Here is a 24398-nt window from a genome sequence, read left to right on the forward strand (position 1 = left end):
GTATGTTCAACGGTAGAGCGGGGACCTGCCCCGCTCCACGTGCGCTGTTACCAGCTGCCGGTGGTCTTGAACTCGGTGATGCCCTTCTTGAAGGCACCTTCGATGTCATTGTCCCACCCGCCGGTGGCGTTGACCTTGCCGATCAGCTCGCCCTGGGTGTTGGCGAAGTGCGCGTGCAGGCCTTCTTCGAACGCCAGCAGCTTGTTGACCGGCACGTCGTCGAGGTAACCCTCGTTGACGGCGTAGATCGACAGCGCCTGGTTGGCGATCGACATCGGGGCGTACTGCTTCTGCTTCATCAGTTCGGTGACGCGCTGGCCGCGCTCGAGCTGCTTGCGGGTCGCTTCGTCCAGGTCCGAGGCGAACTGCGCGAACGCAGCCAGCTCGCGGTACTGCGCCAGCGAGATACGGATGCCGCCGGAGAGCTTCTTGATGATCTTGGTCTGGGCCGAACCACCCACGCGCGACACCGAGATACCGGCGTTGACGGCCGGACGGATACCGGCGTTGAACAGGTCGGTTTCCAAGAAGATCTGGCCGTCGGTGATCGAGATCACGTTGGTCGGCACGAACGCGGACACGTCGCCGGCCTGCGTTTCGATGATCGGCAGCGCGGTCAGCGAGCCGGTCTTGCCGGTCACCGCACCGTTGGTGAACTTCTCCACGTACTCTTCGGACACGCGGGCAGCGCGCTCGAGCAGGCGGGAGTGCAGGTAGAACACGTCGCCCGGGTAGGCTTCACGGCCCGGCGGGCGCTTCAGCAGCAGCGAGATCTGGCGGTAGGCAACAGCCTGCTTGGACAGATCGTCGTACACGATCAGCGCGTCTTCGCCGCGGTCCATGAAGTACTCACCCATGGTGCAGCCGGAGTAGGCGCTGATGTACTGCATCGCGGCCGATTCGGACGCGGTGGCGGCCACGACCACGGTGTGGGCCAGGGCGCCGTTTTCTTCCAGCTTGCGCACGATGTTGGCCACGGTCGATGCCTTCTGGCCGATCGCGACGTACACGCACTTGATGCCGGTGTCCTTCTGGTTGATCACCGCATCGATGGCCAGGGCGGTCTTGCCGGTCTGGCGGTCACCGATGACCAGCTCGCGCTGGCCGCGGCCGATCGGGATCATCGAGTCGACCGACTTGTAACCGGTCTGCACCGGCTGGTCGACCGACTTGCGCCAGATCACGCCCGGGGCCACGCGCTCCACCGGAGCGGTCAGCTGGGTGCCCAGCGGGCCCTTGCCGTCGATCGGCTCGCCCAGCGCGTTCACCACGCGGCCGAGCAGTTCCGGACCGACCGGCACTTCCAGGATGCGGCCGGTGGTCTTGGCCACGTCGCCTTCGCGCAGGTTCTGGTATTCACCCAGCACCACGGCGCCGACCGAGTCGCGCTCCAGGTTCAGGGCCAGGGCGAAGGTGTTGTTCGGCAGTTCGATCATTTCGCCCTGCATCACGTCGGCCAGGCCGAAGATGCGCACGATGCCGTCGGACACGCTGGTCACGGTGCCTTCGTTGCGCGATTCCGCGGCCAGCTTGACCTTCTCGATGCGGTTCTTGATCAGTTCGCTGATTTCGGAGGGGTTGAGCGTGGTTGCCATCGTCGAGTCCTAGTGCCGGCGTTGAGGCCGGACGGTAATTGAATTCAGTTAGCGAGCGCGGTCTGCAGGCGGGCAAGCTTGCCCTTCAGCGAACCGTCGATGACCACGTCACCGGCGTCGATCACGGCGCCGCCGATCAGCGAGGCATCCACCGCGGTGGACACTTCCACGTCGCGGCCGAAGCGCTTGCGCAGGGCAGCCTTGATCGCATCCAGTTCACCGGCGGCCAGTTCGTTGGCCGAGGTCACGGTGGCCTTGACCACGTGTTCGGCTTCGGCACGCAGCTGGTCGTACATGCCGGCGATTTCCGGCAGCAGCGGCAGGCGGTGGGCATCGGCCAGGATGGACAGGAAACGCGAGAAGGTCTCGCTGCGCTGTTCCGGGGCCAGCAGGGCGACGGCATCGTCGCGACCCAGCTCCGGGTTGGCGAGCAGGGCCGACACGCGCGGGTCGGCAGCGACGTGGGCGGAGAACGCAAGCGCGTCCGACCACGGCGCGAACGCACCTTCGTCGCGCGCGGTCGCAAAAGCGGCGCGGGCGTAGGGACGGGCAAGCGTGAGGGCCTGGCTCATGTCAGATCTCCGAAGCCAGCTCGTCGAGCAGCGCCTTGTGGGCGTTGGCGTCGATTTCGCGCTTGAGCAGCTTCTCTGCGCCGCTTACGGCCAGCGCGGAAACCTGCTTGCGCAGTTCTTCGCGGGCACGGTTGGCAGCCAGGTCAATCTCGGCCTGGGCCAGTTCTTTCTGGCGGTTGGCTTCGGTGATCGCTTCATTCTTGGCGGCTTCAACGATCTGGTTGGCGCGCGCGTGGGCCTGGTCAATGATTTCATTGGCCTTGCCGCGGGCTTCCTTCAGCGCTTCGTTGACCTTGTCCTGTGCCTGGGCGAGGTCCTTCTGGCTGCGATCGGCAGCGGCGAGACCTTCAGCGATCTTCTGCTGGCGCTCTTCGATCGCGTTCATCAGGGGCGGCCAGATCTTGGTCGCGATGATCCAGATCAGGGCAGCAAAGGCCAGGGCCTGGGCGATGAGGGTAAAACCGATATCCATTGTTTTCGCTCAGTCAGTGGTGACGGGGTGGACGTGCCGCCTTGCGGGCGGCACCTCCGAACCTTCATCCGCAACCAGGCGCCGAAGCGCCCGGTCGTTTCACTTGGGGCTGGATCAGCCAGCCACTGCCGGCAGGCGGGCGACGAACTCGCCGACCATCGGGTTGGCGAAGGCGAACAGCAGGCCCACGGCGACCGAGATGATGAACGCGGCGTCGATCAGGCCGGCGGTGATGAACATGCGGACCTGCAGAACCGGGATCAGTTCCGGCTGGCGCGCGGCCGATTCCAGGAACTTACCAGCCATGATGGCCAGACCCAGGCCTGCGCCCAGCGCGGCCAGGCCGATCATGATGCCGACGGCGAGGACGGTGGAGCTCTGGACCTGGGCGAGATTGGTCAGGACGGCGAAGTACATGGTTTTCTCCGGGAACGTGATTGCTAAGGGATTTGGAAACTAACGGATGAAGGGTGCAGCGAAACTCAGTGAGCGTCTTCCGACAGGCTCAGGTACACGATGGACAGCATCATGAAGATGAAAGCCTGCAGCGGGATCACCAGCAGGTGGAACAGCATCCAGCCGAAGCCGGCGAACGCGCCTGCGAAGATGCCGGCGATACCTGCACCGCCCAGCACCCAGATCAGCAGGAACACGATTTCACCGCCGAACATGTTGCCGAACAGTCGCATCGCCAGCGAAATCGGCTTGCTCAGCCACTCCACGATGTTCAGGATCAGGTTGAACGGCAGCATCCATTTGCCGAACGGGGCGGTCAGGAATTCCTTGGTGAAGCCGCCGATGCCCTTCGAGCGCAGCGCGAAGAACAGCATCAGGAAGAACACGCTGATCGACATGCCGAGGGTGGCGTTGACGTCGGCGGTCGGCACCGGCTTCCAGTACGGCACGCCCAGCATTTCCAGCGGGATGGCGATGAAGTCGGCCGGGATCATCTTGATGAGGTTCATCAGGAGGATCCAGAAGAAGATCGTGATCGCGATCGGGGTCACCAGCTTGCTGGTGCCGTGGTAGGTGTCCTTGGCCTGACGGTCAACGAACTCCAGGCAGATCTCCACGAAGGCCTGCCACTTGCCCGGCACGCCGGCCGTGGCATTGCGGGTCGCCATCCAGAAGGCGAAAACCATCACCAGACCCATCAGGACCGACGTGGCGATGGTATCCAGGTGCAGCGCCCACGGGCTGCCGTGCCCAACGGTGAGGTTGTGCAGGTGATGCTGGATATAGGAGGTGGGTGTCAGCGCCTCGCCTGCCATGTGTCCGGAACCTTAGTTATTAAGAAATTCGATCAACGCCTGGCCAGAGCCAGGACCTGGAACATCAAGCCGACCGCGATACCGGCCAGCAGTGCCACCGCCGGCAGCCTGAACACCAGGATGCCTGCGATCAACACGCCAAATACCACGGCCCACTTGGCAACGACGGCGATGATCAGCCTTGCCATTGCCGAGCCAGCTGCCTGCACCCCACCGCCCAGCGCCATCCGTGCCGCCACCCAGCCACCGGCCGAAACCGCGAGCCCGGAAAGCAGTGCGCCAAGCGCATGTTTCGGACTCACCAGCAGGAAGCCAAGGGCCAGGACAATCACCGCGGCCAGCGGGTAGACCGCGGCGCGCAGCATCAGTCGCCGACCCGGATCAACGGAATTCAGCACAGAGACGTCCCGCACATTTGGAGTGATAGGCATGAGGCAGCAGCGTGGTGCCTCGTCGAGCCGCCAAATTATAGCAATGGGACAATTTGCGAGACAACCGCTGCGTGTTCATCCCGGATCGATGCAAGTTGCGGGATGACCGGGATTTTTCCGGCCGGGGGCGGGACAATCAGGCCCAGCGGGGCTCCCGCCCCTGCGGCGATGCAGCATTGAACTTTCGTCGCGGCGGTGTGTCCAACCCCTCGACCTGCACTCTCTCATCCTCGTCGGCGCAGTTGCGCAGGTCTGCACGGGGTCCCGCCGCTGCCCGGCGGGACTCTTTTTTCTGCCGCTGCGCTCGCCGAGCATGGCTGGGGTCTACGGTGCCGTGGTGGGTGACGACCGTGCTTCGGTGGGTGACGACCGAGCTTCGGTGGGGGACGACCGTTGGTCGTCACGCTTTAGAGCGACCTGTGAAGACGCCGCCTACACAATACGCTCACGAATGGTGGACGCGAAGATAGCGATAGTGGCGCAACTTTCGTTGAACCACTGCAAGGATTCCTGCCGATGCGCCCCGTTACCACCCTGCTTGCTCTTTCGCTGGCCGCCGTCGGCGCCGGCTTTGCCTCCAACGCGCATGCTGCCGAAGGCGATGACCGCTTCACGCTGCGCCTGGGTGCGATGAACATCGATACCGATAACACGATCCGCGGCAGCACCACCGTTGCCGGCCAGGACGTGAATCTCAATGAAGATTTCAGCATGGGCGGCAAGGAATGGGAGCCGCGCGTGGATGGCGTGTTCCGCTTCAGCGACCGCCAGCGCCTGATCTTCGATTACTTCAAGTGGGACAAGGACCGCCGTGAGACGCTGAACGACGGCATCGCCTTCGGCGAGATCAACGTTCCGGAAGGCAGCTTCGTCAAGGCTGAGCTGAAGTACCAGGTCGCCACCCTGGTCTATGACTACTCTGTCGTGGACACCGACCGCTTCGACCTCGGCCTGCAGATCGGTGCCGAATGGGCGCAGATCAGCGCCAAGGGCTATGCCGACCTGGGCAACGTCTACAACGGCCGCTTCCTGGATGAGAAGGAAAACGGCGTGGCGCCGGTGGTCGGTGCACGCTTGACCTTCAACCCGGCTGATCGCTGGATGATCAACCTGCAGGGCCAGTACCTCAACACCAGCTGGGGCAGCTTCGATGACTACGAAGGCGACCTGAGCCGCGCCAACGCGATCGTCGAGTACCGCCTGACCGACAACTTCGGCCTCTTCGCCGGCTACGACTGGTTCAAGCTGGACGTCGACCAGAAGGGCAGCGACGGCGTGATCGGCCTGAAGCAGGAGTTCAAGGGTCCGGTGGCCGGCGTCAGCCTGTCGTTCTGATCCCCACTGCGCAGACGAAAAACCCCAGGCATGCCTGGGGTTTTTTTTGTGCCGGGAAACATCACCCGGGCTGCGCGCGGCGCCTGGCGGCTTACTTCTTCTTCGGCATGTACAGGTCGGTGATCGTGCCGTCGTAGATTTCCGATGCCATCGCCACCGATTCGCTCAGCGTCGGATGGGCATGGATGGTGTGGCCGATATCCTCGGCTTCGGCGCCCATCTCGATGGCCAGGCCGATTTCCGCGAGCAGGTCGCCGGCGTGCACGCCAACGATGGCGCCGCCGATGATGCGATGGGTCTCTTCGTCGAAGATCAGCTTGGTGAAGCCTTCGGTACGGCCGATGCCGATGGCACGGCCACTGGCCGCCCACGGGAACTTGGCCACGCCGACCTTCAGGCCCTTGGCCTTCGCTTCGGTTTCGGTCACGCCGACCCAGGCGATTTCCGGATTGGTGTAGGCCACCGACGGAATCACCCGTGCGACCCATTCCTTCTTGTGCCCGGCAGCCACTTCGGCAGCCAGCTTGCCTTCATGGGTCGCCTTGTGCGCCAGCATAGGGTTGCCGACGATGTCGCCGATGGCGAAGATGTGCGGCACGTTGGTGCGCATCTGGCGATCCACCGGGATGAAGCCGCGATCGGACACCTGCACGCCGGCGTTTTCCGCACCGATCTTGCCACCGTTCGGCGAGCGGCCCACGGCCACCAGCACGCGGTCGAAGGTGCCCTGCTGCAGCGCGGGCGTCTCGCCTTCCGCGGCGGCTTCGAAGGTGACCGTCACGCCCTTGGCGTCGGCACTGACGCCGGATGCCTTGGTCTTCAGGTGCACTTCGACGCCCTGCTTCTTCAGGCGGTCGGCCAACGGCTTGACCAGGTCCTTGTCGGCACCCGGCATCAGCTGGTCCATGAACTCCACCACGGTGACCTTGCTGCCCAGTGCGGCATACACGGTGGCCATTTCAAGGCCGATGATGCCGCCACCGACCACCAGCAACGAACCCGGCACATCGGCCAGTTCCAGCGCATCGGTGGAGTCCATCACGCGCGGGTCGTCCCACGGGAAGTTCGGCAACTTCACCGCCTGCGAACCCGCTGCGATGATGCACTGCTGGAAGCGCAGCAGCTGGGTGCTGCCGTCTTCAGCGGTGATTTCCAGCTCATTGGCCGACACGAAGCGGCCCACGCCCTGCACGCTGCGCACCTTGCGCTGCTTGGCCATGCCGGCCAGGCCCTTGGTCAGCTGGCCGACCACCTTTTCCTTGTACTGGCGCAGCTTGTCCAGGGTGATCTTCGGCGCACCGAATTCCACACCGAAATCGCCGGCATGGGCGACTTCATCGATTACCGCCGCGGCATGCAGCAGCGCCTTGGACGGAATGCAGCCGACGTTGAGGCAGACGCCCCCCAGGCTGGCGTAGCGTTCCACGATGACGGTATCCAGGCCGACGTCGGCGGCACGGAACGCGGCGGTGTAGCCGCCCGGGCCGGAGCCCAGCACGACCATCGCGCATTCGATGTCGGCGGCCTTGCCGGAAGACAGCGCAGGCTTCGGCGCGACCGGCTCGGCCGGGGCGCGGTGCGACGGGGTCACCGGCGGCTTGCTGTTGGGGGCGGCAGCCGCCGAGGGTGCGGCCGCCTTGGCCGGCGCGGCCGGTGCGGCGCCCTCGCCTTCGGCTTCCAGCAGCACCACGACAGCGCCTTCGGACAGCGTATCGCCGAGCTTGACCTTCAGCTCCTTGACCACGCCGGCGGCCGAGGACGGCACTTCCAGCGTTGCCTTGTCCGATTCCAGGGTCAGCAGACCCTGGTCTTTCTTCACCTTGTCGCCGACGGCGACCAGTATTTCAATCACCGGCACATCGCTGTAATCACCGATGTCGGGAACCTTGACTTCAATCGTGGCCATGGTGGTTTCCTTCATGCCCGCGCGGAATGGCCGGCGGGCGTCTGCTGCAGTTCGTCACGCGGCCGCGCGCAGGGCGGCGGCCACACGGAGGGGGCTTGCCGGCTCGATCAGAGCAGTACGCGGCGCATGTCCGCCAGTACCTGCGACAGGTAGGTGGTGAAGCGTGCGGCCAGTGCACCGTCGATGACGCGGTGGTCGTAGCTCAGCGACAGCGGCAGCATCAGCTTCGGCGCGAACTCCTTGCCATTCCAGACCGGCTGGATGGACGACTTGGACACACCGAGGATCGCCACTTCCGGCGCGTTGACGATCGGCGTGAACGCGGTGCCACCGATGCCGCCCAGCGAGCTGATCGAGAAGCAGCCACCGCTCATGTCGGCCGGACCCAGCTTGCCGTCACGTGCCTTCCTGGCCAGCTCGCCACTTTCCTGCGCGATCTGCACCACGCCCTTCTTGTCGACATCGCGCACCACCGGAACGACCAGGCCGTTCGGGGTGTCGGCGGCGAAGCCGATGTTGAAGTACTTCTTCAGGGTCAGGTTCTCGCCGCTGGCATCCAGGGAGGCGTTGAACTCGGGGAACTTCTTCAGCGCCGCGGCACTGGCCTTGACCAGGAAGGCGAGCATGGTCAGCTTGATGCCGGCCTTCTCGTTTTCCTTGTTCAGCGCCACGCGCAGGGCTTCCAGCTCGGTGATGTCGGCCTGTTCGAACTGGGTGACGTGCGGAATCATGGCCCAGTTGCGCGCCAGGTTCGCACCGGAGATCTTCTTGATGCGCGACAGCGGCTGGACCTCGACCTCGCCGAACTTGCTGAAGTCGACCTTCGGCCACGGCAGCAGGTTCAGGCCACCGCCGACAGCAGCCGGTGCGGACGTGCCAGCAGCGCCGCCGCCGGTGAGTGCGGCCTTGACGAACTTCTGCACGTCGCCCTTGGTGATGCGGCCGCCCTTTTCGGTACCGCTGATCTGCAGCAGGTCCACGCCCAGTTCGCGGGCGAACACGCGCACCGCCGGGGTGGCATAGGGCACCTTGGCCGGCAGCACGCTGTCGGCGTTGAACTGCACCGGCGGGCTGCTCGGCGCCCCGGCGGACGGGGCGCTGGCGATCTCACGGGCAGCCAGCTTGTCCGGCTGTGCCGGCACGGCGACCGGCTCGACCTTGGTGGCGGTTTCGGCCGCTTCGTTGGCCGCAGCATTGGCCTTGGTCGGCGCCGGAGCGGCATTGGCCGCGCCTTCGGCTTCGATGATCGCCACGACCTTGCCCTGCGACAGGGTGTCACCGACCTTGACCTTGATTTCCTTGACCACGCCGGCAACCGACGAGGGTACTTCCATCGTGGCCTTGTCACTTTCCAGCGTGACCAGGCCCTGGTCCTTCTTCACCGTGTCGCCCACGGCGACCAGGATCTCGATGACCGGGATATCCGAGTAATCGCCGATGTCCGGGACCAGCGCTTCCACCGCGCCACCACCGGCGGCGGGGGCCGGGGCGGCAGCGGCCGGGGCGCTCTGCTGGGCGGCCTGCGCCGGCGCAGCGGCAGCCTTGGCCGGCGCAGGTGCGGCAGCGGCGGCGGCCGGCTTGGCGGCCGGTGCGTCACTTTCAGCGACCTCGATCAGCGCCACGACCTTGCCTTCAGACAGGTTGTCGCCGACCTTTACCTTGATCTCCTTGACCACGCCTGCGACCGACGACGGCACTTCCATCGTCGCCTTGTCGCTTTCCAGCGTGACCAGCCCCTGGTCCTTCTTGACCGTATCGCCGACGGCGACCAGCACCTCGATTACCGGGATATCGCTGTAGTCACCGATATCGGGGACGAGGGCTTCCTTGATTTCGGCCATGGGGATAACTCCGGCAATCTGGTGTAGGGAATCCTCTATTGTGCGGCCAGCATGGCCCCCTCGCCAACCGTTGATGGCGTTTTCAGTCCGCACTGTCCCGGGACACGCTGTTGTAGCAGCGCGCTTGCGCTGCGAGGGCATGGCGCCAGCCGCTTCCAGTCGGTGGCGTATTGTCCCTTCATTACAGGCGCGCCAGTGACTCACCGACCGCCCGCCAAGCGTGCTGCAGCGCCGGCAGCGAGGCGGCCGCATTGGCAGGACTGGTCGAGGGCAGCGCCAGAACCGGCACGTCCAGCGGCCGCTGCAGGCCCGGAACGATGAAGCGCTGGAACGCGCGGTGTGCGGCGGCACCATTGCACGCCACCAGCTGCAGTGCCGGCAGCGTCGCCAGTACCTCCGCGAGCTGATTGGGCACCTCGCTGCCACGCACGATGTCTGCATCCAGGCTGCCCCGCCGGCGGCATCGCCCGATCACGTCCCAAAGGCCGATGCCGGCCTCGTTCAGCGCAGCCACCCGCGCCGCGTACGGCAGCCCCGCATCGATCCCCGCCAACAGCGACATCAGCGGCCAGAAGCGGTTGCGTGGATGGGCGTAGTAACGGGCCTCGCGCAGGGACGCCACCCCCGGCATCGAACCCAGCACCAGCACCCGCGCCTGCGCATCGAGCTGCGCAGGCAACCCGATGCATATGTCGTTTCCAGTCACATCCCGACGATCTGCATGAACATCTTTCATTGACGCAACTCTACATCGCAGTAGGCATTTCCCGCGTTTTGCTGAACGCATCCAACTATTTTTTAACGCGCGTCGGACTCGATTCATGTTCACGGGAATACGTTGGCTGCGCCCCGACAGGGGACCCATAACAAGAACCCCGAGGAGATTCCCCCATGCGCTCCATCCGTATCCTGAGCCTTTCCCTGCTGACCGCCGCCGCGTTTGCTCCGAGCGCCTTCGCGCAGGACTATTCGGCCACTGACAGCAGCACCGACACGGCTTCGGGCAAGCACTTCGCCGTGGTCGGCGGCGTTGCGCTGCTGCAGCCGAAGAACGATCCGGTTGAAGGCATCCGCAAGTTCGACGGCGGCCCGGCACCGACCCTGAGCCTGAGCTACTACATCAACGACAACTGGGCCGTTGAGCTGTGGGGCGCAGCCGACAAGTTCAACCACCGCGTGCGCGGCGTCGGCAACGAGCGCCTGGGCACGGTGGAACAGCAGCCGATCGCACTGAGCGGCCAGTACCACTTCGGTCAGGCGGACAACGTGTTCCGTCCGTTCGTCGGCGTCGGTTACTACGAGTCGAACTTCAGCAATGAAGACCTGACCGCTCCGGGCGTCACCGAGCACATCGGCCTGGAAACCGCCAAGGGCGCCATCGGCACCGTCGGCGTGGACATGAACATCAACTCCACCTGGTTCGCCCGAGCCGATGCGCGCTACATGCACGCACGTCCGGAAGTGAAGGTCGGCGGCGAAGGTACCGGCGCAGACGCCAAGCTGGATCCGTGGACTGTCGGCTTCGGTATCGGCGCGCGCTTCTAAGCACGACGCAGGCAACATCGTTTCACCGCAGCGGGCCCTTCGGGGCCCGTTGTCATTTCACCGCGCACGCGTAACGGTGCGCATGCCACGTTTCCGCCAGCCGCAGTGCGCTAGGCTCGGGCCCAGAGACGGCAGATGCCTGCCGGAGGGCGACCGCAGATGCTCGACATGCTGGTGGTGGGCGGGGGGATCAATGGAGCCGGGATCGCCCGCGACGCGGCGGGACGCGGGCTGGAGGTCGCCCTGTGCGAACAGCACGACCTGGCTTCGCACACGTCCAGCGCGAGCTCCAAGCTCATCCATGGCGGGCTGCGCTACCTGGAACACCGCCAGTTCGGCATGGTCCGCAAGTCGTTGAAAGAGCGCGAGGTCCTGCTGCGGATCGCGCCGCACCTGGTGCAGCCGCTGCCCTTCGTACTGCCGCATGAGTCCCACCTTCGGCCCGCGTGGCTGATCGGTCTGGGATTGTGGCTCTACGACCACCTGGGTGGACGATCGTCGCTGCTGCCAAGATCGCGTTCACTGCGGCTGTCCACCCATCCGCTTGGCGCACCGCTGCACGATGGCCTGCGCCGTGGATTCACCTACAGCGACGCGCAGGCGCCGGACGCCCGGCTGGTGGTGGCCAACGCCATCGATGCCGCCGAGCGTGGTGCCCGCATATGGACGCGCACGCGCTGCGAGCAGGCGTGGCGGGAGGCCGATGGCTGGTCGGTCGACCTGCGCGACCCGGATGGCAGCCAGCGCAGCGTGCGCACGCGGATGCTGGTCAACGCCACCGGCCCCTGGGTGCCCGCATTCGTCGACGACATCAGCCTGACCCGGAGCGTCCCGCTGCGCCTGGTACAGGGCAGCCACATCGTGGTGCCGGCGCTGTACGCGCATGACCATGCCTACCTGCTGCAGCAACCCGATGGCCGCATCGTGTTCGCCATTCCCTTCGAAGACCGCTACACCCTCATCGGCACGACCGACGTGGACTTCGATGGCGATCCCGGCGCTGTGCACGTGGACGACGCCCAGCGTGACTATCTCTGCGCGGCGGCCAATCGCAGTTTCCGCCAGCAGACCAGCCCACGCGACATCGTGTGGGAGTTCAGCGGGGTGCGCGCGTTGCTGGATGACGCGGACGCCGAGGCCAGCACGGTGAGCCGTGATTACCGGCTGGAGCTGGATGCCGAGGGCGCGCCGCTGCTGAACGTACTCGGGGGCAAACTGACCACGTATCGGCGCCTGGCCGAAGAGGCGGTTGACCTGTTGGCGCACCTTGGCGGCAATGCAGCGCCTGCATGGACAGCCAGCGGCGCGCCGCTACCCGGGGCCGAACGCGGTACGCCGGCGCAGGGCGCGGCCTGGCTGGCAACGCAATGGCCATGGCTGCCGCCGTCGCTCGCGGCGCGCTGGGCCCGCACCTATGGCGCGCGGGCCGCGTTGATCCTCGGCCAGGCCGATTCGATGGACGCGCTCGGCACGCACTTCGGCGCCGATCTGTATGAAGCCGAGGTGCGCTACCTGTGTGCGCGCGAATGGGTTCGCCAGGCAGATGACGTGCTGTGGCGACGCACCCGACTGGGCCTGGCGCTGGACGCTTCGCAGCAGCATCGGCTGGCCCGCTGGCTGGACACCCACGCACCCACCGGCCGACGTGCCCTGGGCTCTCCCTGATTGCACGATGAGGAACACCGCATGACACGACGGCAGCTTGCAGGCGAACTGATTTCCGAAGCGGTCGCGGTGGCGATCATCATCAGCATCGGCTGCTCTGCGGCCGCCATGTACCTGCTGTACGACCCCAGTCCCTACCAGCATGCCTACTGGGGGTTGTGCATCACCTGGGGACTGGCGGTCACCGTTGCGATATACGCCACGGCGTCGGTATCGGGCACCCACGCCAATCCGGCGGTGACCCTGGCCCTTGCGCTGTATCGCGGTTTTCCGTGGCCACGCGTGCTGCCGTACTGGGCGGCGCAGGTGCTGGGCGGTTTCGTCGGCGCGGCGATCGTGCTGCTGCTGTATGGCCCGGTCCTCGACCATTACAACGACCTGCACGGGATGACCCGCGCTGAAGGGGGCGCGGCCGGGGTGTTCCTCACTGCGCCGGGACTGGCGGTAACGCCGCTGCATGCGCTGCGCAATGAGGTCATCCTGACCGCGTTCCTGGTGTTCGGCATCTTCGCCATCACCGAGCGTTACAACGAGGCCGCACCGGGGGCGAACGGCGGCGCGCTGATGATCGGCCTGCTGGTGGCCTGCATCGGCGCATCGATGGGCTATCTGGAGGGCTGGGCGATCAATCCCGCCCGCGATTTCGGTCCGCGCGTGTTCGCCTGGCTCGCCGGCTGGGACCGCGCCGCGTTGCCGGCCGAACATCATTACTGGTGGATCCCCATCGTCGGCCCGCTGATCGGCGGCGCACTCGGCGGGGCCGCCTACCGCTGGCTCATCCTGCCGTTCCTTCCGGCGCGCCAGCGTGCGCTGGCAGATTCCACGGTCGTTGCGAGCGACTGCGGCGCACAATGAACTCCCTGCCGCGCGCGTCGCTGCCGCAGCGTCCAACGAACCGACCAGGACACCTTCATGGAACCTGATTTCATCCTTGCCATCGACCAGGGCACCACCAGTTCCCGCGCCATCCTGTTCGACCGTGATGGTCGTATCGCGGGCAGCGCGCAACGTGAGTTCGCCCAGCTGTTCCCGCAGCCCGGCTGGGTGGAACACGATCCGCGCGAGATCCTGACCAGCGTCTATACCACCCTGACCGAACTGCTCAACCAGCAGCAGGTCGATCCGCGCCGCATCGCCGCCATCGGCATCACCAACCAGCGCGAAACCACGGTCGTCTGGGACAAGGCGACCGGCCAGCCGATCCACAACGCCATCGTCTGGCAGTCGCGCCAGAGCCAGGCGATCTGTGAGCAGCTGAAGGCCGACAACCATGAGGCGCTGATCCGCAGCCGGACCGGGCTGGTGGTGGATGCCTACTTTTCCGCCACCAAGATCCGTTGGATCCTGGACCATGTGGACGGTGCGCAGGCGCGGGCCGAACGCGGCGAGCTGCTGTTCGGAACCATCGACAGCTGGCTGATATGGAACCTCACCGGCGGCGCGGTGCACGTGACCGACATGACCAACGCCGCGCGCACGCTGCTGTTCAACATCCACACACTGGCCTGGGACGAGGAGCTGCTGGCGCTGCTGGACATACCGCGCGCGATGCTGCCGGACGTGCGCAGCAGCAGCGAGGTGTACGGCCATACGCGGCCGCAGTTCTTCTTCGATCGACGGATTCCCATCGCCGGCATCGCCGGTGACCAGCAGGCGGCGCTGTTCGGGCAGGCCTGTTTCGAACCGGGCATGGCCAAGAACACCTATGGCACCGGCTGCTTCATGCTGATGAACACCGGCCGCCAAGCGGTCACTTCAGCCAACGGCCTGCTGACCACCATCGCGTGGAATGTGGACGGCCAGGTGGAATATGCGCTGGAAGGTTCGATCTTCGTCGCCGGATCGGTGGTGCAGTGGCTGCGCGACGGGCTGCGCATGTTCGGCAAGTCCAGCGACTGCCAGGCCTACGCCGAACGCGTGCCCGATACCGGCGGCGTGTACCTGGTTCCCGCCTTCGTCGGGCTGGGCGCGCCGTACTGGCGCAGCGACGCGCGCGGCGCGATGTTCGGGGTCACCCGCGGCACCACCAAAGAACACTTCATCCGCGCGGCGGTCGAATCCATTGCCTACCAGACCCGCGACGTGTTGGCCGCCATGCAGGCCGACGCAGGCATCGAATTGAAGGAACTGCGCGCCGACGGCGGGGCGATCGCCAATGACTTCATGGGGCAGTTCCAGAGCGACCTGCTGGGCGTGCCGGTGCTGCGCCCGCAGGTGGCGGAAACCACCGCGCTGGGCGCGGCCTACCTGGCCGGGCTGGCGACCGGCTTCTGGGAGAGCCGTGCGCAGATCGCGGCCCAGTGGGGCGTGGACCGGCGCTTCGAGCCGACGATGTCCGCGGCCCAGCGCGAGGCGCTGTATGCGGGCTGGCAACGGGCCGTCAATGCGGCCCTCGCCTGGTGATGCGGGGTTCTGTCAGCGCCGGGCCATGCCCGGCGGACCGATGGGTCAGAACGCCGGCAGCACCGCGCCCTTGTACTTCTGCGCGATGAATTCCTTCACCTGCGGGCTGGTCAACGCCTTGGCCAGCTTCTGCACGCGCGGGTCGTCCTTGTTGTCCGGCCGCGCCACCAGGAAGTTCACGTACGGCGAATCCTTGCTCTCGATCGCCAGCGCATCCTGGGTGGGATTGAGGCCGGCATCCAGCGCGTAGTTGGTGTTGATCAGCGCCAGGTCGACCTGGTCCAGCACGCGCGGCAGCATCGCCGAATCCAGCTCGCGGAACTTCAGGTTCTTCGGGTTGGCGATGATGTCACGCTGGGTGGCCAGGGCGTTCTTCGGGTCCTGCAGCTGGATGACCCCGGCGTTGTGCAGCAGGATCAGCGCGCGGCTGTTGTTGCTGGGATCGTTGGGGATCACCACGTCGGCGCCTTCGCGCAGTTCATCCAGCGACTTGACCTTGCGCGAATACGCACCGAAGGGCTCGATGTGCACGCCGGCCACGGTCACCAGCCCGGACTTGCGATCCCGGTTGTACGCGTCCAGGTAGGGCTCGGTCTGGAAGTAATTGACGTCCACCTGCTTCTGCACCAGCTGGTCGTTGGGCTGCACGTAGTCGTTGAACACGCGCACATCCAGGTCCACACCCTGCTCCTTCAGCATCGGCTTGACCACCTCGAGGATCTCCGCGTGGGGCACCGCCGTGGCGGCCACGATCAGCTTCTGCGAGGGTTCGCCGGATTTGCCACAGGCGGCCAGGGCCACGGCAGCGAACAGGGACAACAACAGGGACTTCTTCATCATGGGAGGGTCTCGGGGGAGAGGGTCATTCGTAATTGCTGAGGGCCAGGGCGAGCAGGCTCTTGGCCTGTTCGCGCAGCATCACCGGTTCGATGATCTCGGCATCGGAACCGTAATGCAGCACATCCATCAGCAATTCGCGGGAAACACTGTAGGGCACCTTCAGTTCATAGCGCCCATCGGCCAGGTAGCGGCCCTGCTGGTTGGCGTGCCAATGCTCGTCGGCCACCCATCGGGCGGCCTTGGCGCTGAACAGGATCGTCGCCCAGCCTTTCGGGGCGCCGGAGAAGATGCCATAGCTGGCACCCAGCTGGGCGTCCAGCACGGTGTCATCGACATCGGTGGCCGGCGCATCGATCACCCGTGCCTTGTTGATGCGGTCCACGGCGAAACTGCGCAGGGCATCGCGGTCGTGGTCCCAGGCATCCAGGTACCAGTTGTCGCGGTAGTGGGTCAGGCGCTGGGGGGATACCGTGCGGCGGGTGGCCTCGTCGGTGGAACGCGCGCGATATTCGAACGCCAGTTGGCGCCGTTCCAGCACCGCCGACGCCACGCTGCGGAAGCTGCCTTCGTCGAACTTGCGTACCCGGTGCGGAATCACCCGGACCCGGTCCACCGGCCAGCTGGAGACGCCGGCCTGGGCCGCCAACAGCCCTTCGATGCGCTGCTGCAGCGGGGCCAGCACCGAGGACAGCACCCCACCACCGGTGCGTGCGAGCAGATGCTGGGAGGCCAGCAATGCGTGCAGTTCCTCCGAACTCAGCCACAGCCCGGGCAGCTCGAAGCGGTCGCTTTCATCGGCCATGTAGCGGAAGCCCGCCTCGCCGTCGCCTTCGATCGGTGCCATCAGCGCATCCCGCAGGAAGGCCAGGTCGCGGTAGACCGTGGCACGGGAACAGCCAAGCTTGTCCTGCAGCGTCGCCACCGTGACCGGATAGCGGGCAGACTTGAGCAGACGATGCAGGGCAGTGATGCGTTCGTATCGGTCCATGACCCCGATTATGTCCGACTCGCGGCCATTGTGGCGGCCATGATCGGCTATCGTGTCGATCCCCACGCCTCGGCCTGCCCCGCATGCGCCTGCTTCCCCTGTGTTCCCTGATCCTGGCGACCGCGTTGCTGGCGGGTTGCCAACAACCCAGCCCACCGCCGGCCAGCGTGCCATCGGCCGATGCCGCGCACCCGGCGGCAGCGCCGGCGGCGGACCCGGCGTCGGCCGTGCTGGAGGCCAGCCGACGTTTCGCCAGCCTGCGCAGCTTCCATGCCGAAATGACACTGCACGGTGCACAGGCGGGCCAGGTGGTCCGCAGCGGGATGGACTTCGTGGCCCCGGACCGCTATCGGCTGGAGACACCGGCCGGCGTGCAGACGATCATCGGCGACACCTTCTTCCTGCAGGCGGAGGGCCGCATGCAGCAGGTGCCGCTGCCAGCTGGCACCCTGGAACAATGGCGCAGCCCGCTGCCCTCTGAAGCGCGCCTGCAGGACCTGCGGGTGGAAGACCGTGGGCCGGCCGACATCGATGGCACGGCCACGCGCGTGTACCGGATCGACGGCCCGGCCGGCAGTGGCGAAACGCTGCAGTACTGGATCGGCGGCGACGGTCTTCCGCGGCAGATCCAGCGCGATGGCTTCAACAAGCAGCAGCCCTACCGGATCACCCTGCGCTATTCGCGCTTGAATGATCCGTCGCTGCAGGTCCCGCCGCCCGGAGATGCAGCTTCGCCTGTCCTGAATGGGGATTTGTAGAAACGCCGACTGAAGCGCGGCGTCGTCTGCGGTCGAGGCAGCGAGGGGTTAACGCTATCATCACGCACTGCGCTCGATCCCCGCCCCCGGAGAATTCCTGATGTCCCTGCGTGTTTCCCTGCTGGTTCCGTTGTTGCTGGCCGCCCCTGCGGCATTCGCCCAGGACCCCGCCGAACTGGCGGCGATGACCTCTCCCTGGAGCGGCAGCGGCGGTGAACTCGGCTTCGCTTCTGCACGCGGCAACAGCACCACCGAGAGCGCCAACGGTCGCCTGCGCCTGCGCTACACCGATGACGACTGGGTGCACAGCATGGACCTGTTCGGCCTGCGTTCGCGTTCGGAATCGATCCAGACCAACGATGACGGCACCGAAAGCAAGGTCAGCAACACCACCGCCAACCGCTACACCGGCAGTGCCGGCAGCGCGTTGCAGCTGGGCGAGCACCGCCAGATCACCGCCACGGTCCGTTACGAGCGCGACGATTTCGCCACCTATGATCGGCAGAGCTCGTTCGGTCTGGGTTACGGCACCCGGCTGTGGGGCAATGACCGCTTCTCGCTGGACGCCCAGGTCGGCCCTGGTGTGCGCCGCACCCACAGCACCGAAGACGATCAGACCCGCACCGGCCTGATCGGTCGTGGCTTCTTCGACATCAAGTATTCGCTGACCCCCAACACCGACCTGGTCAACACGCTGCTGGTCGAATCCGGTTCGTACAACACCTTCGCGCAGAACGATTTCGGCGTGTCGGTAAGCATGAACGAACATCTCGCGCTGAAGGCCGCCTGGCAGGCGCGCCACAACAGCGACGTGGCCGACGACAAGCAGAAGACCGACACGCTGACCACCATGAACGTGGTCTACAAGTTCAAGTAAGGCGACGTCGTGCCGACCCTGGTCGGCACCGTCATGCATGCCGACCAAGGTCGGCACGACGCCCGGCGCTACGCCAGCAGTTCGCCTGCCCCGCCATCCAGCAGCAACTGCGCCACGGTCCTGCCCAGCGCCTCGGGATCAGTGCCGGGGCCCACGGCTTCGGCACGCACCGCAGTGCCATCGGCCACGCCGCCGACCAGCCCCTGCAGGTGCAGGTCCTCGCCCTGCCACAGCGCGATCGCCGCCACCGGCACATGGCAGCTGCCATGCAACGTGCGATTCATTGCGCGCTCGGCCTCCACGCAGCTGCGGGTGCGTGCGTCGTCCAGCGCCGCGAACAAGCGCAGCAGCTCGGCATTGCCGCCATCGCATTCCACGGCCACCGCCCCCTGCGCCGGTGCCGGCAGCCAGTGCGGCGGCTGCAGGCGTGCCACGATGCGCTGCCCCAGTCCCAGCCGCTCCAGTCCCGCCACGGCCAGTACGATGGCGTCGTAGCCGCCGTTGTCCAGCTTGGCCAGGCGGGTATTGACGTTGCCGCGCAGGTCCAGCAGTTCCAGGTCCGGGCGCAGCGCGCGCAGCTGGGCCTGCCGGCGCAGCGAGGAGGTGCCTACGCGCGCGCCCAGCGGCAGCGCATCCAGCGAGGCATACAGATTGGAAACGAAGCCGTCGGCCGGGTCATGCCGCGGCAGGATCGCCGGCAACACGAACGGCGCATCGAGTTCCATCGGCACGTCCTTCAGCGAATGCACCGCGCAGTCCGCTTCGCCACGCAGCATCGCCAGCTCCAGCTCCTTCAGGAACAGACCCTTGCCGCCGATGGCGGCCAGCGAGCGGTCCAGCACTTCGTCGCCGCGCGTGCTCATCGGGATCAGTTCGACATGCAGGCCGGGATGGGCGTGGCGAAGCCGGTCAGCGACGTATTCGCTCTGCCAGAGGGCGAGCGGGCTCTTGCGGGTGGCGATGCGCAGGGTATCCATGCGGTCATTATCGCGCATCGGGATGGGGGGCGAACGGGTGAGACCCCCTCGTGGCGGGCTGCTGCGAAAAGCAGGCTGCGTGCCTGGCGCCGGGTGGTGGGGCTGGTCGGGGGACGGCAAAAACTGCCCCTCCGGGGTCCGGCCCAGCCGCTGGGCGGCTGTGCGTTCGGGCGCTTGCGAAGCCGTGCTTCGCAAGCAAAGCGCCCTCACCCATGCGGGCCTCGTTTCGCGCCATCCATGGCGCTCAACGCCCCCGCCCAGCCCCACCGCCCGGCGCCCTGACAGGTTCCGGGGCCGCCCGCCACGTAATGAAAGAAGGAAAAGCGGTAGCGCCGACCCATGGTCGGCGGCTCTTTATCCGTTCACCTGAAACATTCCGCCGACCATGGGTCGGCGCTACCAGGGCCGCATGTTCCATGGCCACCCCGCCCCGCCAACACACAGCCCTGCAGCTTTTGACGTTGACGTTGACGTTGACGCTGATGTTCTTAAAGGTGACGCAGATCCTGCCGCAGGGTCGCCACGCAGCGGCGACTTACCTCCAAAGGCTGCTTGCCGTGCCGCAGTACCGCCTGCACCTGCCCGGCCGTGCCGCGGCGCAGTTCGATCAGCTCGTGCCGCGCCACCAGGCAATTGCGGTGGATGCGCACGAAACGCGCAGCGAACTCTTCTTCCAGCGACTTCAGCGATTCCTCGATCAGGTCTTCGCCACGTGCATGGTGTACCACCACGTACTTTTCCTCGGCCTGCAGATAGTGGATGTCTTCCACCGGAATCAAACGCAGGCCACCGCGCAGGCGCGCGCACAACACGGTGCGTGCACGGCCATCGCCGTTGCCCTGCGCGTCGCCGCGCCCGGCCAGGAAAACACGTGCGCGCTCGATCGCTGCCGCCAGCCGTTCCGGCCGCACCGGCTTCATCAGGTAGTCGATCGCCGCCGCTTCAAAGGCCGACAACGCATGCGCATCGTAGGCGGTGCAGAACACCACCGCCGGGCGCGGTTCGAAGGTCGCAAGATGCCGCGCGGTCTCCAGCCCATCCAGCCCGGGCATGGCGATATCCAGCAGCACCAGGTCCGGCTGCAGCTCCGCACAGGCGTGCAGCGCCTGCTCGCCATTGGCCGCTTCAGCCACCACGGAAACATCGGGAAGATCGGCCAGCAGCGACTGCAGGCGCTCACGCGCCAGCGGTTCGTCATCTGCGATCACTACCCTCACGGCGCGCTCCCCTCATCGAACCGGTATGGCGATGCGGCATTCATAGTAGCCCCCGCTCCAGCCTGCCGTCATCCGCGCGGCCGGACCGAAGCGCCAGGCCAGCCGGTGGGCGATGTTGTGCAGGGCGTGCCCGGTGCCGCGCGACAGCGACAAGGCCGGTGCGCTGGGGTCCGGTGCCGGATTGCGGATCAGGATCTGCAGCACCCCATCCACGCAGGCCAGCTCCAGTTCGATCAGGCCCCCTTCGGGCAATCGCGATATGCCGTGCAACACCGCGTTTTCGACCAGCGGCTGCAGCACCAGGCGCGGCATCGGCTGCTGCCAGGGCAGTTCGGCAGGTCGCTGCCAGCGCACCTGCAGACGTTCGCCCAGCCGCAGCGATTCGATGGACAGGTAGCGCTCGGCCAGCTCGCATTCTTCATGCAGCGTCGAATCGCCCTCGCCCGCACCCAACGCGGCGCGGAACAGATCGGACAGGTCGAGCACCGCGCGTTCGGCCACCACGGCATCGCGCCGTACCAGGCTGGCGATGAGGTTCATGCTGTTGAACAGGAAATGCGGGCGGATGCGTGCCTGCAGGGCATCGGCTTCGGCACGGGCCTGCGCCTGCACCTGCGCCGCCCAGCGGTCGCTGACATAGAAGTAGCGCAGCGCCACCGCGCTGATCAGTGCGGTGGTGGCCGCACTGCCCAGGGTGAACCGCCAGAAGCCGATGCCGTTGGCGAAGTCATCACCGAGTGCCGCATACAGGGCATGGATGATGCCCGCGCCGATGACCGCGATCACCGCCGTCAGCGCGATGGCTGCCACCGATCCCGGTAGCGCAGGCAGGGTCGAAAGCAGCTTGCGAAGCCCACACAGCGCCACGGTGACCGCCAGCGCCAGCCACAGCGCAAAACCACTCGCCGACAGCAGCCGGCCCACGCTCCAGTGGCGCCCATCGTCAGGCGCCAGCGCCAGCACCACCACCACCAGCAACGCCAGCCCGCACATCGCGGCAAGCCGCGGCAGGCGGCACAGTTCAGGCATCCAGGGGGTGGCGGCAGGCGTGCTCATGGGTCAGCCAGCCTGCAGGCGGGTCTGCAGCCAGTCTGCGAGTGCACTGATCTCTTCGCCACACACCTGGTGGGCCATCGGATAGGACTGCCACTGCACCTCCACGCCCAGCGTGCGCAGCGTGGCGGCGGTGTGTTCGGCCACCTGCAGCGGAATCACCGGATCCTGCGTGCCGTGCGCCATGAACACCGGCACCTGCACGGCGCCATCGATGCGCGCGGCGGTTTCGGCTTCGGGCAGGTAGGTGGACAGCGCGATCAGCCCGGCCAGCGGCGCGGTACGTTGCAGGGCAGCGGTCAGGATCACCGCCCCGCCCTGCGAGAAGCCCGCCAGGAAGATGCGCTCGGCCGGAATGCCACGGTCGATCTCGCGCTGGATCAGCGCATCCAGTTCAACCACCGAGGCACGCACACCGTCCATGTCCGCACGCGAACGGAAGTCCATGCCGACGATGTCGTACCAGCCGCGCATCGGCACGCCGTTGTTGATGGTGATCGGACGTACCGGCGCATGCGGGAAGACGAAGCGCAGCGCCGGCCAGCCCGGACGCACCAACTCGGGCACGATCGGGGCGAAGTCGTTGCCGTCCGCACCCAGTCCATGCAGCCAGATGACTGCCCATTGCGGCGATGCGCCGGTTTCCTGTTCCACCGTCTGCAGCATGTTGCGGCTCCTCTGTATCGAAGCCGCATTATGCGCGACTCAGTACAGCGGCGGCTTCGACAGCGCTTCGCGGCGCAGCTGCGCGGCACGCACCAGCACGTCCGGCGGGTCGCGTTCTTCCGGGATGTCCATCAGCTTCAACCGGCGCAGCCAGCTGCCCGGACCGCGCGAAGAGGTCAGCGCCACCACCGGGATGGACAGCATCATGCCGATCACCACCGGGGCCATCCAGGCCGCCAGCGCCGGCGAAACCGCCCAGGCCAGCACGCCCATGAAGGCGCCGAACAGGCTCAGGCCACCGTAGGCCTTGACCAGGGCGAACCAATCCACGCGGCCATCGTCGCGCTGCTGGGCATCCCAGCCCGAATCCTTGCCCGCCAGCACTTCGGCCACGCCGCGCGACTGCACGTACATCACCACCGGGGCCATCAGCGCAGCCAGCACGGTTTCCAGCAGCATGGCGATGAACATCCGCACCGCCCCGCCACAGCCGCGGCGGCAGGCCGGCTCAAGCAGGGTGGCCAGGTAGCCGAGGATCTTCGGCATCAGCAGCACGCCCATGGTCACCGCGAACAGCCGCACCACGTGGGTTTCGTCCTGGGTACGCCAGTAGACACTGGGCGAAAGGTGCAGCACGCCGTTGAGGTCGATACCCTCCTGGAACAGCGGGATGGCGATGCCGATCAGCATCAGCATCGCCCACATCGGGGCGGTGAAATAATGGCCGATGCCGATCAGCATGTGCACCCGGCTGATCCAGTGCAGGCCGCGGCTGCCGACGATCTTGCCGTGCTGCAGGTTGCCCTGGCACCAGCGGCGGTCGCGCACCATCATGTCGGTCAGCGTCGGCGGGCCTTCTTCGTAGCTGCCTTTCAGGTAGGGCACCATGTGCGCGGCCCAGCCACCGCGACGCATCAGCGCCGCTTCCACGAAGTCGTGGCTGAGCACGTGGCCACCGAACGGCTCCTGCCCGGGCAGCGCGGGCAGGCCGGCATTCTCGGCGAAGGCCACGGTGCGGATGATCGCGTTGTGGCCCCAGTAATTGCTCTCCGCGCCGTGCCACCAGGCCACGCCGCGGGCGATCACCGGGCCGTACACGCGGCCGCCGAACTGTTGCATGCGCGAGAACAGCGTGCGGCCGCCGACCACCACCGGCAGGGTCTGGATGATGCCCACGTCCGGGTTGTGTTCCATGCCCGCGGCGAGGCGGACGATGGTGTCGCCGGTCATCAGGCTGTCGGCGTCCAGGATCAGCATCTGCGGATAGTCGCCACCGAAACGGCGCACCCAGTCGGCGATGTTGCCGGCCTTGCGCCCGCCGTTGTCGGCGCGGCGGCGATAGAACAGATGGTCGTGCGCATCCAGCGTTTCGCGCAGTTCGGCGAATACCTGCTCTTCGGCATGCGAGATGTCTTCGCGGCGCGTATCGCTGAGCACATAGAAATCAAAGTTGGCCAGCTGGCCGGTGGCCGCCACCGATTCGTAGATCGCCTGCAGGCCGGCCAGCAGCCGCCGCGGGTCTTCGTTGTAGGTGGGCATCAGCAACGCGGTACGCGTATGCAGCTGCGGCAGCGGCTCGTCCGGGTCGATGCCCAGCCGGTAGCCGCGATCGAACACCGCGGTCAGGAAGCCGGCCACGGCACTGGCGAAGGCCAGCGCGATCCAGCCGAACAGGCCCACGAACAGCACCAGCAGGCAGGCCTCCAGCACGCTGACCCCGTTCGGCGACAGCACCCGCCACATCATCACGGTGGCCGCAGCGGTCATCAGTGCGGTGCCGCCGAACAGGTAGGCACGGCGCAGCCCGATCAGGCGCGGCGAGGTACGGTGGCGGCGGATCTTCAGCTCGCCCCGGTGCAGTTCCTGTTCGGGCATGGGCAGCGGCGAGCCGCCATCGGGCAGCATCGCCAAGCCTGCATCAAGCCGGACGCGGGTGGGGGTCTCAGTCATCCAGGTTACCTCGCGTCAACGCGCAGGCCTGCCGTG

23 protein-coding genes are annotated in these 24398 nt (G+C 66.4%); 7 read left to right on the top strand and 16 right to left on the bottom strand.

Annotated elements, in window-relative coordinates; all coding sequences use genetic code 11:
• Window positions 1-47: 47 nt before the first annotated feature.
• The 6 genes from atpA to CXG43_RS17255 form a co-directional block, all read right to left on the bottom strand.
• A complete protein-coding gene (atpA, locus tag CXG43_RS17230) occupies window positions 48-1595 on the bottom strand; it encodes a F0F1 ATP synthase subunit alpha (RefSeq protein ID WP_101101212.1) in 1548 nt (515 codons plus the stop codon).
• A 44-nt stretch (window positions 1596-1639) separates the two neighbouring features.
• A complete protein-coding gene (locus CXG43_RS17235) occupies window positions 1640-2167 on the bottom strand; it encodes a F0F1 ATP synthase subunit delta (RefSeq protein WP_057508091.1) in 528 nt (175 codons plus the stop codon).
• A gap of 1 nt (window position 2168) precedes the next feature.
• Entirely contained in the window at window positions 2169-2639 is a 471-nt protein-coding gene (locus CXG43_RS17240) for a F0F1 ATP synthase subunit B (RefSeq protein WP_042614570.1), read from the bottom strand.
• Between the two features lie 114 nt (window positions 2640-2753).
• Window positions 2754-3056, bottom strand: a complete 303-nt coding sequence (atpE, locus tag CXG43_RS17245) for a F0F1 ATP synthase subunit C (RefSeq protein ID WP_042614569.1) — start codon at window positions 3054-3056, stop codon at window positions 2754-2756.
• 65 nt (window positions 3057-3121) lie between these two features.
• Window positions 3122-3910, bottom strand: coding sequence for a F0F1 ATP synthase subunit A (atpB, locus tag CXG43_RS17250; RefSeq protein WP_101101214.1), 789 nt, complete (start codon window positions 3908-3910; stop codon window positions 3122-3124).
• Window positions 3911-3942: 32 nt separating this feature from the next.
• Window positions 3943-4308, bottom strand: a complete 366-nt coding sequence (locus CXG43_RS17255; protein WP_182657364.1) for a hypothetical protein — start codon at window positions 4306-4308, stop codon at window positions 3943-3945.
• 549 nt (window positions 4309-4857) lie between these two features.
• Here CXG43_RS17255 and CXG43_RS17260 point away from each other — a divergent pair.
• Entirely contained in the window at window positions 4858-5676 is an 819-nt protein-coding gene (locus CXG43_RS17260; RefSeq protein ID WP_042614566.1) for a hypothetical protein, read from the top strand.
• 91 nt (window positions 5677-5767) lie between these two features.
• Here CXG43_RS17260 and lpdA read toward each other — a convergent pair whose 3' ends face one another.
• From lpdA to CXG43_RS17275, 3 genes are all read right to left on the bottom strand, one after another.
• Window positions 5768-7582: a dihydrolipoyl dehydrogenase gene (gene lpdA / locus CXG43_RS17265; RefSeq protein ID WP_101101469.1), complete on the bottom strand. Its 1815-nt coding sequence runs from the start codon at window positions 7580-7582 to the stop codon at window positions 5768-5770.
• Window positions 7583-7689: 107 nt separating this feature from the next.
• On the bottom strand, window positions 7690-9423 hold the full coding sequence (gene aceF, locus CXG43_RS17270; RefSeq protein WP_101101216.1) for a dihydrolipoyllysine-residue acetyltransferase: 1734 nt from the start codon (window positions 9421-9423) through the stop codon (window positions 7690-7692).
• Between the two features lie 181 nt (window positions 9424-9604).
• On the bottom strand, window positions 9605-10159 hold the full coding sequence (locus CXG43_RS17275; protein WP_101101218.1) for a DNA-deoxyinosine glycosylase: 555 nt from the start codon (window positions 10157-10159) through the stop codon (window positions 9605-9607).
• A gap of 155 nt (window positions 10160-10314) precedes the next feature.
• Between CXG43_RS17275 and CXG43_RS17280 the strand changes: the two genes are divergently transcribed.
• From CXG43_RS17280 to glpK, 4 genes are all read left to right on the top strand, one after another.
• Window positions 10315-10968 carry an OmpW family outer membrane protein gene (locus CXG43_RS17280; protein ID WP_101101220.1) on the top strand — a complete coding sequence of 218 codons (654 nt, stop codon included), beginning with the start codon at window positions 10315-10317 and terminating at the stop codon, window positions 10966-10968.
• Window positions 10969-11127: 159 nt separating this feature from the next.
• On the top strand, window positions 11128-12633 hold the full coding sequence (glpD, locus tag CXG43_RS17285; protein WP_101101223.1) for a glycerol-3-phosphate dehydrogenase: 1506 nt from the start codon (window positions 11128-11130) through the stop codon (window positions 12631-12633).
• A 21-nt stretch (window positions 12634-12654) separates the two neighbouring features.
• Window positions 12655-13488: an MIP/aquaporin family protein gene (locus CXG43_RS17290; protein ID WP_101101225.1), complete on the top strand. Its 834-nt coding sequence runs from the start codon at window positions 12655-12657 to the stop codon at window positions 13486-13488.
• A gap of 57 nt (window positions 13489-13545) precedes the next feature.
• Complete coding sequence (gene glpK / locus CXG43_RS17295) at window positions 13546-15036, top strand: glycerol kinase GlpK (RefSeq protein ID WP_101101227.1); 1491 nt, start codon at window positions 13546-13548, stop codon at window positions 15034-15036.
• Window positions 15037-15081: 45 nt separating this feature from the next.
• On the opposite strand, the gene CXG43_RS17300 is transcribed toward glpK, so the two are convergent.
• A complete protein-coding gene (locus CXG43_RS17300; RefSeq protein WP_101101471.1) occupies window positions 15082-15873 on the bottom strand; it encodes a MetQ/NlpA family ABC transporter substrate-binding protein in 792 nt (263 codons plus the stop codon).
• A 25-nt stretch (window positions 15874-15898) separates the two neighbouring features.
• Window positions 15899-16864 carry a YafY family protein gene (locus tag CXG43_RS17305; protein WP_101101229.1) on the bottom strand — a complete coding sequence of 322 codons (966 nt, stop codon included), beginning with the start codon at window positions 16862-16864 and terminating at the stop codon, window positions 15899-15901.
• An 83-nt stretch (window positions 16865-16947) separates the two neighbouring features.
• Between CXG43_RS17305 and CXG43_RS17310 the strand changes: the two genes are divergently transcribed.
• Both CXG43_RS17310 and CXG43_RS17315 read left to right on the top strand, forming a co-directional pair.
• Window positions 16948-17622, top strand: coding sequence for a hypothetical protein (locus CXG43_RS17310; RefSeq protein ID WP_101101231.1), 675 nt, complete (start codon window positions 16948-16950; stop codon window positions 17620-17622).
• A 100-nt stretch (window positions 17623-17722) separates the two neighbouring features.
• Window positions 17723-18499, top strand: a complete 777-nt coding sequence (locus CXG43_RS17315; protein WP_042614557.1) for a DUF481 domain-containing protein — start codon at window positions 17723-17725, stop codon at window positions 18497-18499.
• Window positions 18500-18567: 68 nt separating this feature from the next.
• Here CXG43_RS17315 and hemC read toward each other — a convergent pair whose 3' ends face one another.
• From hemC to mdoH, 5 genes are all read right to left on the bottom strand, one after another.
• Complete coding sequence (gene hemC / locus CXG43_RS17320; RefSeq protein WP_101101473.1) at window positions 18568-19476, bottom strand: hydroxymethylbilane synthase; 909 nt, start codon at window positions 19474-19476, stop codon at window positions 18568-18570.
• A 488-nt stretch (window positions 19477-19964) separates the two neighbouring features.
• Window positions 19965-20693, bottom strand: a complete 729-nt coding sequence (locus CXG43_RS17325) for a LytTR family DNA-binding domain-containing protein (protein WP_057507507.1) — start codon at window positions 20691-20693, stop codon at window positions 19965-19967.
• Window positions 20694-20705: 12 nt separating this feature from the next.
• Window positions 20706-21749, bottom strand: a complete 1044-nt coding sequence (locus CXG43_RS17330) for a histidine kinase (protein WP_198551470.1) — start codon at window positions 21747-21749, stop codon at window positions 20706-20708.
• Between the two features lie 3 nt (window positions 21750-21752).
• Window positions 21753-22412 (bottom strand): alpha/beta hydrolase, encoded by a 660-nt coding sequence (locus CXG43_RS17335; protein WP_101101233.1) that lies wholly within the window; start codon window positions 22410-22412, stop codon window positions 21753-21755.
• Window positions 22413-22451: 39 nt separating this feature from the next.
• Window positions 22452-24362: a glucans biosynthesis glucosyltransferase MdoH gene (mdoH, locus tag CXG43_RS17340; protein ID WP_101101235.1), complete on the bottom strand. Its 1911-nt coding sequence runs from the start codon at window positions 24360-24362 to the stop codon at window positions 22452-22454.
• Window positions 24363-24398: the final 36 nt, after the last annotated feature.

It is taken from the genome of Stenotrophomonas sp. Bg11-02, from assembly GCF_002836635.1.
In the GTDB taxonomy this organism is placed as follows: Bacteria; Pseudomonadota; Gammaproteobacteria; order Xanthomonadales; family Xanthomonadaceae; genus Stenotrophomonas; species Stenotrophomonas lacuserhaii.